At 35.0% G+C, this 14,961-nt stretch carries 10 protein-coding genes and 1 riboswitch; of the genes, 8 read left to right on the top strand and 2 right to left on the bottom strand.

Translation table 11 applies throughout. From position 1 onward, the window contains the following. Nucleotides 1–53: 53 nt before the first annotated feature. The 6 genes from M900_RS09330 to M900_RS17185 all read left to right on the top strand — a co-directional run bounded on the left by M900_RS09330 (nucleotide 54) and on the right by M900_RS17185 (nucleotide 7,058). On the top strand, nucleotides 54–572 hold the full coding sequence (locus M900_RS09330; RefSeq protein WP_021274597.1) for a DoxX family membrane protein: 519 nt from the start codon (nucleotides 54–56) through the stop codon (nucleotides 570–572). Beyond that, on the top strand, nucleotides 573–1,982 hold the full coding sequence (locus M900_RS09325) for an NAD(P)H-binding protein (protein WP_021274642.1): 1,410 nt from the start codon (nucleotides 573–575) through the stop codon (nucleotides 1,980–1,982). An 11-nt stretch (nucleotides 1,983–1,993) separates the two neighbouring features. Next, nucleotides 1,994–2,132, top strand: a riboswitch (cobalamin riboswitch). Beyond that, on the top strand, nucleotides 2,129–3,877 hold the full coding sequence (locus M900_RS09320) for a TonB-dependent siderophore receptor (RefSeq protein ID WP_021274753.1): 1,749 nt from the start codon (nucleotides 2,129–2,131) through the stop codon (nucleotides 3,875–3,877). Its footprint overlaps the riboswitch before it by 4 nt. After that, nucleotides 3,874–4,404, top strand: a complete 531-nt coding sequence (locus M900_RS09315) for an energy transducer TonB (RefSeq protein WP_021274651.1) — start codon at nucleotides 3,874–3,876, stop codon at nucleotides 4,402–4,404. Before M900_RS09320 ends, M900_RS09315 begins: the two co-directional genes overlap by 4 nt. A 41-nt stretch (nucleotides 4,405–4,445) precedes the next feature. Then, nucleotides 4,446–5,747: a sensor histidine kinase gene (locus tag M900_RS09310; RefSeq protein ID WP_021274540.1), complete on the top strand. Its 1,302-nt coding sequence runs from the start codon at nucleotides 4,446–4,448 to the stop codon at nucleotides 5,745–5,747. A 45-nt stretch (nucleotides 5,748–5,792) separates the two neighbouring features. After that, complete coding sequence (locus M900_RS17185; protein ID WP_021274590.1) at nucleotides 5,793–7,058, top strand: PolC-type DNA polymerase III; 1,266 nt, start codon at nucleotides 5,793–5,795, stop codon at nucleotides 7,056–7,058. On the opposite strand, the gene M900_RS09300 is transcribed toward M900_RS17185, so the two are convergent. Further along, entirely contained in the window at nucleotides 7,032–8,162 is a 1,131-nt protein-coding gene (locus M900_RS09300; protein ID WP_021274498.1) for a sugar MFS transporter, read from the bottom strand. The two genes, M900_RS17185 and M900_RS09300, sit on opposite strands and share 27 nt — an antisense overlap. A gap of 87 nt (nucleotides 8,163–8,249) precedes the next feature. Between M900_RS09300 and M900_RS09295 the strand changes: the two genes are divergently transcribed. Then, on the top strand, nucleotides 8,250–9,518 hold the full coding sequence (locus M900_RS09295; protein WP_021274520.1) for a hypothetical protein: 1,269 nt from the start codon (nucleotides 8,250–8,252) through the stop codon (nucleotides 9,516–9,518). Here the strand turns inward: M900_RS09295 and acs are convergent. After that, entirely contained in the window at nucleotides 9,515–11,416 is a 1,902-nt protein-coding gene (gene acs / locus M900_RS09290) for an acetate--CoA ligase (RefSeq protein WP_021274654.1), read from the bottom strand. The genes M900_RS09295 and acs overlap by 4 nt on opposite strands. Nucleotides 11,417–11,544: 128 nt before the next feature. Between acs and M900_RS09285 the strand changes: the two genes are divergently transcribed. Continuing rightward, a complete protein-coding gene (locus M900_RS09285; RefSeq protein ID WP_021274329.1) occupies nucleotides 11,545–14,952 on the top strand; it encodes a hypothetical protein in 3,408 nt (1,135 codons plus the stop codon). Nucleotides 14,953–14,961: the final 9 nt, after the last annotated feature.

Below are 14,961 nucleotides of genomic sequence, written 5' to 3'. Positions count from 1 at the left end.
TTTATGATTCTTTTTGTAACTGGGCCGTACAATATACAAAAAGGAGGTCTTTTATGAAGGACAATATAAAAGAATGGACACCTGTGATAGCACGCTCAATATTGGGAGCTATCTTTCTCATTAGCGGTACAAATAACTTCATGAGTTTTCTACCAGAGCAGCAGTACACACCAGAAGGGCTAAGCTTTATTCTTGCTCTTAAGGAATCCGGTTACCTTTTTACATTAATAAAGGCAATGGAAGTTCTATGTGGGTCAATGCTACTTTTTAATCTATTCACACCATTTGTGATGATTATAATCGCACCAATTATTGTGAATATTTTCCTCTTCGAACTAATCTTAAGTGACTCTTATATGATTCTACCAACTGTACTCGTTGTTTTAGAGGCTTATCTTTTCTACGAGTATAAGAACTTGTTTATTTGGCTATTTAAATATCAGGTTCATACGCATACTAATGATAATAAACCGCCAGAGATTCTCATTCTTGATCAACTAAAAGAAGAGAATCCACAGGAATATAGTCATTTAATTCACGCAAAAGGCGTTAATAAGATTATACTAAGATAGATGAAAATAGCAGTTATCGGTGCCTCCGGCTTTGTCGGAGGCCATCTCATTCAGGAACTTAAAAGAGATAATGAAATAGTCTGTTTATCTCGATCGCCCATGAAAGTGGAAGACAAGAATCTCACATGGAAGAGATGTGATCTTTTTTCAATGCTAGACATCGAAGAAGGCTTAAGAGGCTGTGATACTGCAATCTATCTCGTTCACTCAATGGCCCCCTCTGCTCATCTCGACCAAGGAAGTTTTAAAGATTACGATCTGATTATCGCTGATAACTTTATTCGTGCAGCAATTAAAGAAGGTATTAAACACATCATATACCTAGGCGGTATAGTTCCAAAGGATAAAAATCAATTATCACTTCACCTTGAAAGCCGTCTTGAAGTTGAGCACGTAATTCAAAGTGCAGCAATCCCTGTCACTATCATACGAGCAGGAATGATACTAGGTCCAGGAGGGTCAAGTTTCAATATAATGCTAAGGCTTGTCCAACGATTAAAGTTCATGGGTCTTCCTTCATGGACAGAAACAAAAACACAGGTTTCATATATCGACGATATAGTTGATGGTATTAAGCAATGTCTAGATTTAAATATGTATGGGAATAAGACATATGAAATTGCAAGCTGCGCGCCTCTCACATATAAAGAGATGCTCCACAAAACAGCAAAGGCCTACAACTTAAAGAGATACCTCATATCCATTCCCTATATATCTCGAGGTCTTTCGAAATTTTGGATATCACTAGTTTCTGGAGCTCCTCGAAGTTTAGTTTATCCCCTCGTTGAAGGTCTCAATCACGAAATTATAGCGAGTGAAGATCTAAAGTTGAAAAACTATAATCGTACGTTTGAGGAATGCATTGATCTTTGTGCTGCTAGTGAAACACCAGCAAAGATTCATGCATTTTCAAAGGCCAAGAGAAAAAGTAACTACGAGGTTAGATCAGTTCAACGTTACAAGAATACAAGTGGGATGCAAGCAATTGACGTTGCCTATGAATATATGAACTGGCTTCCACTCTACCTCAACTCATTTATAAAAGTTTTTGTCGAGAATGAAGTAATTCTATTTACTTTATTAACAAAAGAAATCGTGCTCTTAAAACTTGTCTACAGCCCTGAAAGATCTTCTGACGACCGCCAGCTTTTCTATATAAGAGGAGGTCTCCTTGCAAAAGAAACAAAACGAGGACGTTTAGAGTTTAGAGAATCATTAGAGGGTAAATATATACTTGCAGCTATTCATGAATTTATTCCATCACTCCCTTGGTCACTTTATCGTTTGACTCAGGCTCCTTTTCATTTAAAAGTAATGACTGAATTTTCAAAGTTTCTCGAGCGAACCAATGAACAAAATCTCATGAAATTAAAAAACAAACAGGAAACTATTAAACGATCAAATATTTAAGACAACACTCCTCATTATAAATTGCCAAAGACACTTCAATTAGTAATAATAAAAAGAAAAATGGTGAACACCGGTGAGATTCCGGGACTGTCCCGCAACGGTAATGAGAGACCTCTAAGTCCGAGCCCAACCCCCGAGGAGGATTCATGAATCATAGATTCATTTTTACAACAATTTTACTTGCACAAGTTACCTACAGTTCTGAAGTCATTGTTACTGCAGATAAAATTTCAAAAAAAATTAATGACAGTACAAATTCAGTGACAATTATTGACGCTGAATCCATTGCTAACTCTCCAGCAAATACTATCGAAGAAATTCTTCAATCGACACCAGGTATATACATTAGCACCAATGGCTCACTTGGAGGAATCTCAGTGCTACGCATGCGTGGAACGGGACGAGGTTTTTCAAAAGTAATTATCGACGGCTTAGAACTTAATGACCCGACTGATATTGATAATTCATTTCAACTTAATCAGTTAAGCCTCGATAATATTGCTTCGATAGAAATTCTTCGTGGTTCGCAAAGTACAGTTTATGGTTCAGACGCTATCGGGGGAGTAATCAAGATTACAACAAAGTCTGGGAAGCTCCCAACCACAAAACTCCGCGTTGGTTATGGCTCCTATGATTCAAAATCAATTGACTACTCAGTAATAGGAACAAGCCAAAATGGGATCAACTATTCATTTTCGACGAGTTACTTTGATACAGATGGCCTATCAAAATATAATGGAAAACTTGCTGAGACAGATAGATTTAACAAATTAAATATTAAAGGATTAGTTTCCAAAAAATTTAAAAGCTCAAAAGTATCATATCAATTTCACGCAACAAAATCTGATACAGAGATTGACGATTCGACAGGAGACCTTGCAGACAAGGACAATGCATCCTATGATCAAGACATTCATCAGTTAAGCATTGAGAACCGACTATTTAATGATCTATTACTTTCAAAAACTAGTTTTAAGTTTATGGAAATTAATCGAGACTCTGCAGGTTCATACCCATCAAAGACTCTTGGAAAAGAAAAAGCTATTTCATGGCAAGGTTCTTTATTTATTGGCCCTACATTTACTTCAGTAATAGGTGTAGAATACAACGACCAACAGGCAGATAATCAATATGACTTTTCTAATACCACGAGACGTAGTATCAGAAATACTTCATTTTTTATCTCGTCAAATTATATTAAAGATAACTACAGTGCAGATCTAGCAGTCAGAACAGATCACAACTCTGTTTTTGACAACTATGAAACATGGAAAATTGGTGGAGCATATGAAGTATTTAGTGGTTTACGTATTAAAACAAACCTCGCAACTGGATACAAGGCTCCAACCATTTATCAAACTTATGCAGGATCACAAAACAGAGATTTGAAACCAACGGAATCTTTCTACTATGATTTCATTATTTCTATGGAAAAAAGCATTTTCAATATTGATCTTACATACTTCAACTATGATTTCAAAAATCAAATAACGTATAAGACAAACCGCTATGAGAATATTAATAAATCTGAAATTAAGGGACTTGAAACAGAACTTAAAATAAAACCAACAAAAGACTTCATTTTTGGTAGTGCTGTAACTATTCAAAGAGCAATAAATAAAGAAACAACGAAGTATCTTGAAAAGACTCCTCGTCTACTTGTAAAATCATTTCTCCAAATTGATTCATTAATAAGCACAAATCTCGAATTTACATATGTAGGAAGACGTAATGATAGTGGTGCCCTACCATCTTACTATCTTGTAAACACTTCATTTCACTATGAGAACTTGAAGGTTAGCATCAATAATTTATTAGATCGTGATTACGAAGACACTCGAAACTACACAACACCAGGGCGCAATATTTTTGCAAGCTACCAATTTGAGCTATGATCAGAGATCAACGAACAATTTTTTTAGTTTCATTAATATTGACGGCTGCAGTTCACTTACTTCCTCTTGTTATTTCAAGAGGAAGTGATCATGCAGCAACTTTAAAAGCAAAAAGTTCAAACAACTCTATTTCAATATCGGTCAAGAGTGTCTCCATACCTGTTCACATTGCCAAGAAAGATGGCCGCGACCAGAAGAGAGAAAAGCCTGAAAACAAAAGAAAGCAAACTTCACTCTCAGGAGCAAATGGCGCCAAAGAAGCGAAACTCAGTGGAGATTTTCGTCCAGAGTATCCTCATCTCTCCCGGGTCTATGAAGAAGAAGGAACAACCAGAATAAAAGTCAAAATTGATCAGCATGGGAATGTCGTTTCAGCAGAAATTTTAACGAGCTCAGGCTTTCCAAGATTAGATTCTCAAGCCCTCTCCTCAATAAAAAACAGCCACTTCTCACCTGCTTTAGATAGTGACTCCCAACCTATTTTCAGTGAGTTAATACAAGATATAACATTTAAGCTTGAAGAATAATTCCCTCAAGTATTCTAACTAAACTGTCGAAAAGTCTTAGGATGAATATTAAAAACAATATCAGTATATTTGTAATTAGTACTTTCCTAGGATTATTCATAGGAATTTTGATTACATTTATTTTGGTTTTTCTCGACATTCAAGAAATGGGAATGGTCGTTAACTTTGCTAATATTCTAAATATAATCAAGTCTCAAAGAATTTATACTTTCGCGCTTTTAACTTTTCCGTTTGGGTTTACTCTAATTAATCTCTTAATGCTTAAAACTTTAGTTAACTCAAAACAACTAAAAGAACAAAGTGAATATATCTCTAACGTTTTAAACTCAATGGAAGATTACATCTTCTCAGTGAATGGAAAATACGATCTTCTCCCTCAAAATCATCTCGACACAGTAGAAACAAAAACATTTAATGAAATAATTTATAATCACAATAGCTACATTGATCTCGTTTCTGGTATCAAAGATCATTTTGAACTAGAATTCAATTCTAAAATTTATATTATTCACTTCTCAAAATCTAATAACCTCGTGAATAACCTAGGCATCCTCTCTGCAAAGGATATAACATCACTGAAAGACAAGCAGTCTCAACTTGAAGAAAAAAGTAAAGAGTTAGAAATTAGTAGTCGCATGAGTGCGCTTGGAGAGATATCTGCAGGTATAGCACATGAAATCAATAATCCTCTTGCAATAATCCAGGGAAACATTTCTCTTATTATCGCAAAATTTAAACGCTATGGAAGAGTTGAAGAAAATCAACTTGAACTTTGCGATGATAAAATTTCTCAAAATATTGAGAGGATATCGAATATCATCAAAAACTTGAAAAACCTAGCGTCAAAAGAAAGTTCACTTAGCTACAGTAGCGTTTCAGATCTTATTTCAAAGAGTAAGCCACTGATCAATAATATCACTAGCAATCATGGAATAAACTATAATATAGATTACCAGATCGATCCTTCGACAATGGTCAGCTTCAATCCTGTTGAGTTCACACAAATCATGTTCAATTTATTCTCTAATTCAAAAGATGCAATGGATGATTTCAAGTCTAATCGCTGGATTAAATTAGTTATTGAAGATATTCATGATAGTGTAATTTTCAAAGTCATCGACTCGGGAAAAGGAATCGACAAAGAAATCGCCACAAATATATTTACACCTATGTTTACAACAAAAGATTTTGGAAAGGGCTCTGGATTAGGCCTCAGCCTTTCAGGAATGCTTGCGAAGAAAAATGAAGCTTCTATCGCATATGATATGAATGCTGAAAATACTACGTTTGTGATTAAAGCTAAGAAAGTTCTTACAAATCATCAATACAAAAAAGCAGCATAACGAATAACTTTGACAAGATACTAAAATCTAATAGAAAATTATCTAATGAATGATAATTTCGTCTTTATTGACCTTGAAACTACATCTCTAGACATTGAAAATGCTGATATCATTGAGCTAGCTCTCGTATGGAAGGATAATCACTCAGACGAAATTAAAAAGTATGTCACTCTTATAAAACCTAGGCGACAAGTCTCACGGGAAATCTCAAGCCTTACGGGTATCACGAATAAATCATTAGTTAACGAAAAAGAGTTTAATGAACTAGCTTCGAATTTATTTGAAATGCTTGAAGGCAAGATCCTTGTTGGTCACAAAGTTGATTTTGACTATGAAGTTTTAAAAAATCACTTTCAAAGAATTGGCATCAACTATGCTTCAAAGACTGTTTGTACTCTTCGTTTATCAAAAAGTTTTATCCCAGGTCTTAAATCCTACTCACTTGTTGATATGAATTCATTTTTCAATCTAAGCTACGGTAAAGCACATCGGGCCCTTAATGATGCTCTCGCAGCTTATAACCTCTATGAAAAGATAAAAGATACCTACTATCCTCGAACGCCTTCTGCTCTTAAATACATTCCTAAACATGAGAGAATTATTGGCACAGCCCCTCGCTCTCCGGGGATTATTAGTTTTTCAAACAAGCAAAAAAAAATCATTTCAATCCCAACAATAAATATCAAAAAATATTTATTAGATAGACTCAGTCTAACTATTAAGAACAAAGACTTTCTAAATGAAGTTATCGACATTAATTTTCATGAAAATTCATCTCTTATCGAAACCTACATTATCCACTCTAAAAAAGAAGAAAATCATAATTGGTCTTTATATACTGTAAAAGATAAAACAGGAAAATTAGCAATAAGAGTTAGCAAGTACCAAAAATTCAAACCGGCGCTAATGTACTTCAAAACAAAAAAAGAAGGACTACAGCTATTGATGAAAATTAATAGTCACCTCGAGGCCAGTTTCGAAAATCTTAAAACTAAAGAAATGGTGATAAAACACAATCATGAGTTAGAAATGAAGCTTCGCTTGTATCGACCATATTATGAATTAGTATGCTATTCTTCTTTTGATTATAATCGACGCTTATATAAACATATTTACATTTCATCCGGTAGATATATAAAAATAGTGCAGAGTAAGAACAAAACCCCTACCTCACCTTCAAGGAAAGGTTTTTCTTTAATGTCACCTAAAAATATCGCAGCCTACCACTATGCTCATAACCTTTTAAAAGAATCTAACTATGATGGTGAAGTATTTAAAGAAGTCTCACTTCAAAAATTTGCTACTCCTTAAATAATGGAAGATTGAAATCGATCCAAGATTATAAAATATAAAAAAGAGGAAAGCGTATTCAACACTAATTAATTCAGTCATCGTACCAAAAACTTGATGCATTATCATAAGTGTAATTCCAATGATAGTCATCGATGAAGAGATTAGTAAGTTTGAAACCTCCTTAAAGTTCTCATTAATCCATTCAACACTTACAGGAAAAAAATATGACATAGTTATCCCTGTCACAGACAAAAAGACAGGATGAATATAGTAACCAAATAGAAAAGCAATGAGAGTTAGAATCAGGGATGTATAGAGTAATCTAGAGCTCGATATACGTATATTTAAAGCTGCAAAAGACAATCTCCCAATTAATAGACATAAGAAAAATCCACTCAAATATGTATTAGCAACAGTAATTGAAAGCCCTTTTACCTCTGTAAGATAAAGAGTTAAACGAGTTGAAACTAGAATTTCACTGGCAACATAGAGTCCCATATAGATCCCAATAAGAAATTTAAGCTTCTTTGAGACTCGCATCGTCTTATAAGTGTCTTTAATAGATTCTTTATGTGTGTCATGAACAGTAAATGAATATAGAAAGACTAAGAGTGGAGGAATCACTGCCAATAAGAAATAAGTCCTCCAGTTCCCTTCTAGTTTCATTATCAGATTAAAAACTAACGGGGCTAAGAAAGATGCCACTCCGTAAGTGCCGTGAAGTCCCGAGAGAAAACGACGTCTAAGATGTGCTGGAGCCCCCTCTGAGACCATAATATTCATTGTGATACCAATGCCTCCAAATCCAACACCAGCAATTGCAGCAAAAAATAGAGTTATCCAGAAATTTGGGCTTAATGAAACTCCCAGAGCTGCGATCGAGAGAGTAAGTACAAAAAGTCTTGTTCCCCACACAAGTCCAAGATGAGGTAGCCAAAGAGCAGTTGAGAAATTAGTAACAAGACCAGTAAAAGAAGCCAAACTAAAAATTAGAGAGCCCTGACTTCCACTAGCATGGAAAGTTTCAAGAATTTGTGGGTAAGTCGCTCCTCGACCGTTATCAATAAAACTCAAAGCGACGAGTGCTAAATACCCTAGAATGATAAAACCTTTATTCTTCAATTTCCGACCTTTCCCATAAAGTATTTTGTATTTGAAACTATTCGTAATTTATTCACTTTTATTTAAGGAATAGCCGATATATTTACAGTGAGAAGTAACTATATCTATATTCTATTTTTTATTATTTCAAGCTCTATCTTTGCGAAAGATCCAAACGATTATTTAAAAAGAATTACTGATAATGAAACATTTAAAAAAATTAAAGAAGTAGTAGTTGAAGTAAAAGAAGTGACAGACAAATACCCTATTCAGTATATCGATGCAGACACAGAAGTACAAAATGATGTTTGTGTAAGCTGTGACGATATTCTAGTTCTAACAAAAAACGTAAATAAAATTGTTCAAGAGTTGGGAAAAGATGATCCAACATCTCATCTTATACTCGAACATGGAAACTTAGAAGCTTTAACGGTCGTAACTGAAGCAGTTAACAAAGCTACCGGTAATGTTAATTGCAGTTACGAACCTAACTCGAGACTCTCTGACGAGTTTACTGATATAAAAACTGAAGATCTAGAGCTGCAATTTGAAAAAGTAACTAATCTTGATTACGCATACGCACAGTATCGTTTTTCGAATAACAAGAGAATTATTTGGCTCCGAGGAAAAGGTAGAGATCAAAGAAAAGTAATCAAGGTAACAATCTATCCAGATGGTCACTCTGAATTAAGTTATTATCTCTTGCCAGTTGATTCCTACAATGAAAAGCTACAAGTGAAAAAACTAGGTGTTGCAGATAATCTCCCTAACCTTGATGTTGATGATCATCGTGAAGCTGGTCTTAAGGAGTTAATTCATGGAAAAGTTGATCTCTCAACAGGGTTCACTATCGACACTAGTCCTGACACTTTTATTAAAGTTAAAGTAGGGCCTTCATTTAACTATGAATATTTTATTCCAAAAGACATTAAACTTCTTAATGTAACTTCAAAAGCCCAATTAACAGAAGACTATAACTTAAGTGGAGATATTGAGGTTACAGCTAAAGGCCAGAAAGCTTCGGTTAACCTTCAAAATGAGAAAGGAAGAAAGCTACTCTCTGCTGAAATAGATAAAGATGACATAAAACTTGGTGCGGGAGGAGAGCTAAATATAAATGATGAGTTTAGCATTGATTCATTGGCAACGTATTCGATAGATGGTTCTTATTCAATTAATGCAAGCTTAAGTCACTTACAGAATAACTTAGTCGACACTTCATTTACACGTACAAGCAATGGTGACGAGATAGTAAGTATTTCTAAAAAACTTGTAGATAAAGACAAGGGTACTTTTTCAATAAAGTTAGATCAAACATTGAACAAAGGCAACCAGGCTCAAAGTGGAGTCTGGCTAACCTATTCCAAGCGATTTTAATCTAGAATCGCGCCACTCTTAATTTCCTCAACAACTTCTGGATCTAGAAGAGTTGAAATATCTCCAAAGCTATCAAACTCAGCTGCGGCAATTTTTCTTAAAATTCTTCTCATGATTTTACCTGACCTTGTCTTAGGAAGTCCTTTAACAATTTGTATCTTATCTGGCTTAGCAATTGGCCCAATGTATTTTACAACAGATGCAATAATCTCTTCTTTGATCTTTTCTGTTGCATTCTTACTAACCATGACAAACGCATAAATCCCCTGCCCTTTAATGTCATGAGGATACCCCACTACAGCAGCTTCAATTACATCATGATGTTGATCTATTGCATCTTCAACCTCAGCGGTACCAATTCGGTGACCAGAAACATTTATGACATCATCAACTCGTCCTGTAATTCTAAAAAATCCCTCGCTATCACGGCGACAACCATCACCTGTAAAGTAGTACCCTGGATATGTTGAAAAATAGGTTTGCTTATATCTTTCATGATCACCCCAAATAGAGCGAACAACTCCTGGCCAAGGGTGCTTCATACAAAGATTACCTTCAGCCTCAATTGATGTAATCTCTTGACCTTTTTCATCCAACAAGACTGGTCGAACGCCAGGTAACGGTAATGTTGCAAAACATGGCTTTAGTTTGGTGATATTAGCAAGCGGAGAAATCATGATTCCACCAGTCTCAGTCTGCCACCAAGTATCAACGATCGGACATTTCTTTTTTCCAACCTTTTCGTTGTACCAATGCCAAGCTTCGTCATTGATAGGTTCCCCAACACTCCCGATTACTTTCAAACTTGAAAGGTCATTCTTTTCTACAAACTCATCCCCACAGCCCATTAAAGCTCTAATAGCTGTTGGAGCTGTATAGAAATGGGTTATCTTATACTTTTCTACGATCTGCCAAAATCTACTTGCATCAGGATAAGTTGGAACACCTTCAAACATTACTGTTGATTTACCATTTAAAAGCGGTCCATATGTTATATAAGAGTGACCTGTAATCCAACCAATGTCAGCAGTACACCAGTAGAGATCATTCTCTTCAACTTGAAAAACATTTTCAAAGGTATATGCTGCCCAAACCATGTAGCCAGCAACAGTATGCTTGATCCCTTTCGGTTTCCCCGTAGACCCTGAAGTATAAAGCGTGAAGAGTGTATCCTCAGCATCCATAGACTCCGCAGGACAATTTAATGACATCCCCTCTCGAGCGGCATCCCAATCGACATCTCGTTCAGGACTCATGTTGATGATATTATTCACTCTCTTATGAACAATTACTTTTTCAACAGATTCACAACCTTCTAAAAGTAATGCCTCATCAACAATATTTTTTAAAGGAATAATCTTATCTCCACGATAACCACCATCATTTGTAATGATAAGTTTTGCTTCAGCATCCTCTATTCTTCCTGCTAAAGCTTGAGCAGAAAAGCCACCAAAAACAACCGAGTGAACTGCACCAATACGAGCACATGCAAGTACAGAGATTAAAAGCTCTGGTACCATCGACATATAAAGAATAACACGATCTCCCTTTTGAACCCCCTGTGCTTTTAACATATTTGCAGTAAGAGAAACTTCGTCAAGAAGTTCCTTAAAAGTAAATCTCTTATCTATTTCTTCTGGACTATTTGCAATGAATAGTAGTGCCAGATCATTTGCTTTCGTTGGGATATGACGATCAAGGCAGTTATTAGTAATATTTAACTTACCATTTTCAAACCATTTAATATTAGCATCAGAAAAGTTTCCAGATTGAACTTTCGTCCACTTTTTATCCCAAGTAAAATTCTCAGCAACATTTTCCCAGAAGGACTCTGGATTTTGAACAGATAGATCATAATCTCGCTTATACTGATCGAAGTCTGTAATTCTATAACTCATAAATACTCCATCATTTTGAATTTAATTAAATTTTATGCCTTCAAAAACTCAATGTATAGTAGTTAAACAATAAATCTTGGCACATTAATTGCTCTATATATAAGAAACTAAATCAAGTGGTGTAAACTATGAGAAATCTGATTCTTTTACTGGCTGCCTTTTTGACAGTGTCAACTTTTTCGACAAAATCTTTTGCCTATGATCTCGTCGATTATGGCATGATTGGTACGACAAGCGAGGAAGGGCTTATCAAAGTAGACCTCCCTCTCCCAATAATTGAGTCCGAAATTCAAAGTATGCTTCTAGGAGATGATTCTTATATCAAATCCATAGATGTTCTAAAGCTAGACCCAATCAACAGAACTCTTACTTTTAAGGGTGAAGTTGAGATGCCTGAGAGCTTGCTTCTAACAATGGAAGAGAAAGCCGGAGATAAATTAAAAAAGAAACACGATATTACACTAGTAATCACGTTTCCATCCGCTCGATTATTATCAGCATCAAAGTATGTGCAATTCAAAATAAATAGACTTGAACTAGATGGAGTAGATTACTCAAAAGGGATGAATATTATCTCTAATGTCCTACCTGCTCTTTTGATTAATAGAAGTTTAGTTAACTACTTTATTGATGAGACAAAGGCGCCAACGGATTATTCAGATAAAGACATATCACTCTTGGTAAAAACATTTTTAGAAACTAAAGCTGTAAAATTTAGAGATAATACAATCTCAATCAGATTCAACTTATCTGAGTTTATGGACCTAAAACGCTTTTCATACCTAGAGGAATTAAGACTATGGCACTTCAGTCCAATTTTAATAAAAGGAACTAAAGATAGAGTTGCATTTAGGATTGAAGCAGGACTTGGAAAGCCAGGTAAGAACTGGATTGCGGCAGCAAAGGAAAGACAAGACTCTGATGTTAAAGATCTAAAAGAGCTTAGAAAAGAACTCTATAATCAATTCAAATACACAGTAGCGCTAGATAAAGAGATCAATTCGTATATTGACTCTGAGATAGATCGTATAGGACTTGATAACTGGACAATCAGAACAGAGCGCGAAATCGCGGATTTAAAATCATCAATATCTCAAAGGGCGAGAAAGTTTTTAACGACTGATGATGAAATATTTACTGCAGATCCAGAAATGGCATACTATGATTTTAAAAAGGAATACAAAGAGTATGCTCTAAATGGATTACTTGATATCAAGAAACGATTGAATCTTGAAATTTTAAAGTTCGAAGGTGGATCAAACAATAAAAATCTCCCTCTTGCAACAAAACGACTTTCACAAAAGGCCGTAAATCAATTTACTAATTACTTCAGAGACTTTGAATTTGATAATGAACAATTATTTTCAAGCTTAAATGTTGTTCTTGCTCCTCAGCTTCCTGGTGTAGTTGTTCGCGGAGAAGTAAATCTAAATATTAATTCTCTTCTAGAAATGGGACTCGAAGGTAGTGGGATTGACTTTGCCGGACCAAAAGTACGATTTGACGAGAAAACATATGGAAAGTCCCTCCCATTTGAATTAACTCTTTATTCTGACTTACAAGACCACAGTGTACTTGAACTCGATATAAAAAATCTTTCTATAGGAACTGGTCAAAATCGTGTTGTTTTTGCCAACAATTCTAAGAATGGGGATTTTCTCAAAGAATTCTCAAAAATGACAATCATCAATGTTCTTAAAACATATATGATGAGTGATCCACTGGCCTCAACAGATTCAGAAGGTGACACACTTACTTACGACGACATCAGAATAAAGCTATTTGAAAAAATTGAAGTCTTCAAGAATAATATCTTAGGAATGAACACAAAGAACCTTAAAGGACAATTAAGTGATCTTATCAAGATCAAGGCCTTAGAGCTTAACAACCCATTCAATGAAACTCCAGCACAAATTGCTGAAGCACAAATTGTTGAATTTTTCAAAGATATCCTTGGCTACGATAGAACAACAGGAAGAATCAAAATTCGTCTATCTCCATCAATCTTTGCTGATAAGATAATGAACTCAGACAATAATATCAACATCTGGAATTTTGAGCCTCTATTTGATAAGAAAATGGATAAAACATACCTTGAGCTAAGTGTGGGAGATGGAAACCGCAGTAAGCAATACCTGAAATACTTAAAAGAAAGACCAGAAAACAAAGATTCACAAAGCTTTGCAGGAACGAGTGGAAACATTAACAATGAAGGGGAAGTTGATTACCACCTATCTCTTAATTTAAATGAGTTTGAAAAAACAGCAAATATCATCTTAAAAGATTCATTATCAGTGCAAACAGAACAGGTTAACTTAGCGCTTGATAAAGATGAAGAATCTGAAATGTCGCTACTTGAGGATATAACTCTTAAAGCAACAGCTGATAACTCACTGGTTCTAAACTTCACTCTCCTCTCTATTGAGAAGTCAAAAAAAGGTCTAGTGAGAAGAATTTTTTCCAATCGTGATAATCAGTATGACATAGAGAAATCTCGTTCTAAGATTTCTGCGAAACTAAAATTGACAGCTATTAATAAAGATCTCTATGAAAAAGAAATTTTAGAAAAAAGCCCAAATGAAGTATTCCTTGGAAGTACACTTTTAAAAGTTGACCTCGAGGCAATTGGAAAATCAATTGAAAACCCAGGGCTTCTCGGAAAACTGATGAATAAAATGATTGGTAATGTTAACCTTAACAATTCCTTCTTAGGCATTAATCTTAAATCGATCCTTTTAAAAGTAGCAGGACCATTTTTAAATGAGAGAAAGGAAGATAATGGGAACACTGTTCTTGGAGGCTTCAGGCTGAACCAATTCATGAAGGTTTACACACATAGCAAAGAGATTTTACTTCAAATCAACCCGAGGTTTGCAGGCCCAGTGTGGGATTTCTACATTTCACAAAATGGATTAAGTAATGGAACTAAAGTTGGTGTAATTGTTAATAGTAAAGACAATACTATCTCTTTCGACTTTAAATCAGCATTTGCACTATCAACAGTAGACAAAATAGAACTTTATAAAATCATGAAAGACGCTGAAGAATTGTCGCAGTTAAAACGAGATAACCTTATCGACGTTGAGAAGCTATCATATTACGACAAAATATTTTATAACTCAGACTCAAGTAAACCAAGCTTATATCATAGGCTTGTAAAAATTCTTGAACATTATGACAACTTAGTTCTTGCTCACTCAATGGATCAAGATGCCAAGAAGATATCATTTGAATATACAGCAGCGGGTGCAGAACTAATGCATATTGCTGCAGCATCAACGGCCCTAAGAAACGTAATTAGAATTTTCCAAGACGACAGTTTAATTCTAACTGGAAACTATGAATTACGCATGAGTGAAATTGAAAAGGAGTTAACTGAAAAGTACATTACTCCAATGAAGAAAATTTACTCTGAAAACTTTGAGGCCAACAATAGAAAAATCTTAAGAAAAAATGTAACAGACTGGAACTATCTCGTATATCCAGATGCCGTTTTCGCACAAAAAGCATATGAATATATAATTAGTGAAGATTAAAAAGGAGGC

The sequence above is a fragment of the Bacteriovorax sp. Seq25_V genome (genome assembly GCF_000447795.1).
Taxonomy (GTDB): Bacteria; Bdellovibrionota; Bacteriovoracia; order Bacteriovoracales; family Bacteriovoracaceae; genus Halobacteriovorax_A.
This window is presented reverse-complemented; position numbering and strand designations above follow the sequence as displayed.

Coding starts and splice junctions, on each gene's coding strand:
- M900_RS17185 (WP_021274590.1), top strand. CDS start 5,793: ATGAATGATAATTTCGTCTTTATTGACCTTGAAACTACATCTCTAGAC.
- M900_RS09315 (WP_021274651.1), top strand. CDS start 3,874: ATGATCAGAGATCAACGAACAATTTTTTTAGTTTCATTAATATTGACG.
- M900_RS09325 (WP_021274642.1), top strand. CDS start 573: ATGAAAATAGCAGTTATCGGTGCCTCCGGCTTTGTCGGAGGCCATCTC.
- M900_RS09310 (WP_021274540.1), top strand. CDS start 4,446: ATGAATATTAAAAACAATATCAGTATATTTGTAATTAGTACTTTCCTA.
- M900_RS09320 (WP_021274753.1), top strand. CDS start 2,129: ATGAATCATAGATTCATTTTTACAACAATTTTACTTGCACAAGTTACC.
- acs (WP_021274654.1), bottom strand. CDS start 11,416: ATGAGTTATAGAATTACAGACTTCGATCAGTATAAGCGAGATTATGAT.
- M900_RS09285 (WP_021274329.1), top strand. CDS start 11,545: ATGAGAAATCTGATTCTTTTACTGGCTGCCTTTTTGACAGTGTCAACT.
- M900_RS09330 (WP_021274597.1), top strand. CDS start 54: ATGAAGGACAATATAAAAGAATGGACACCTGTGATAGCACGCTCAATA.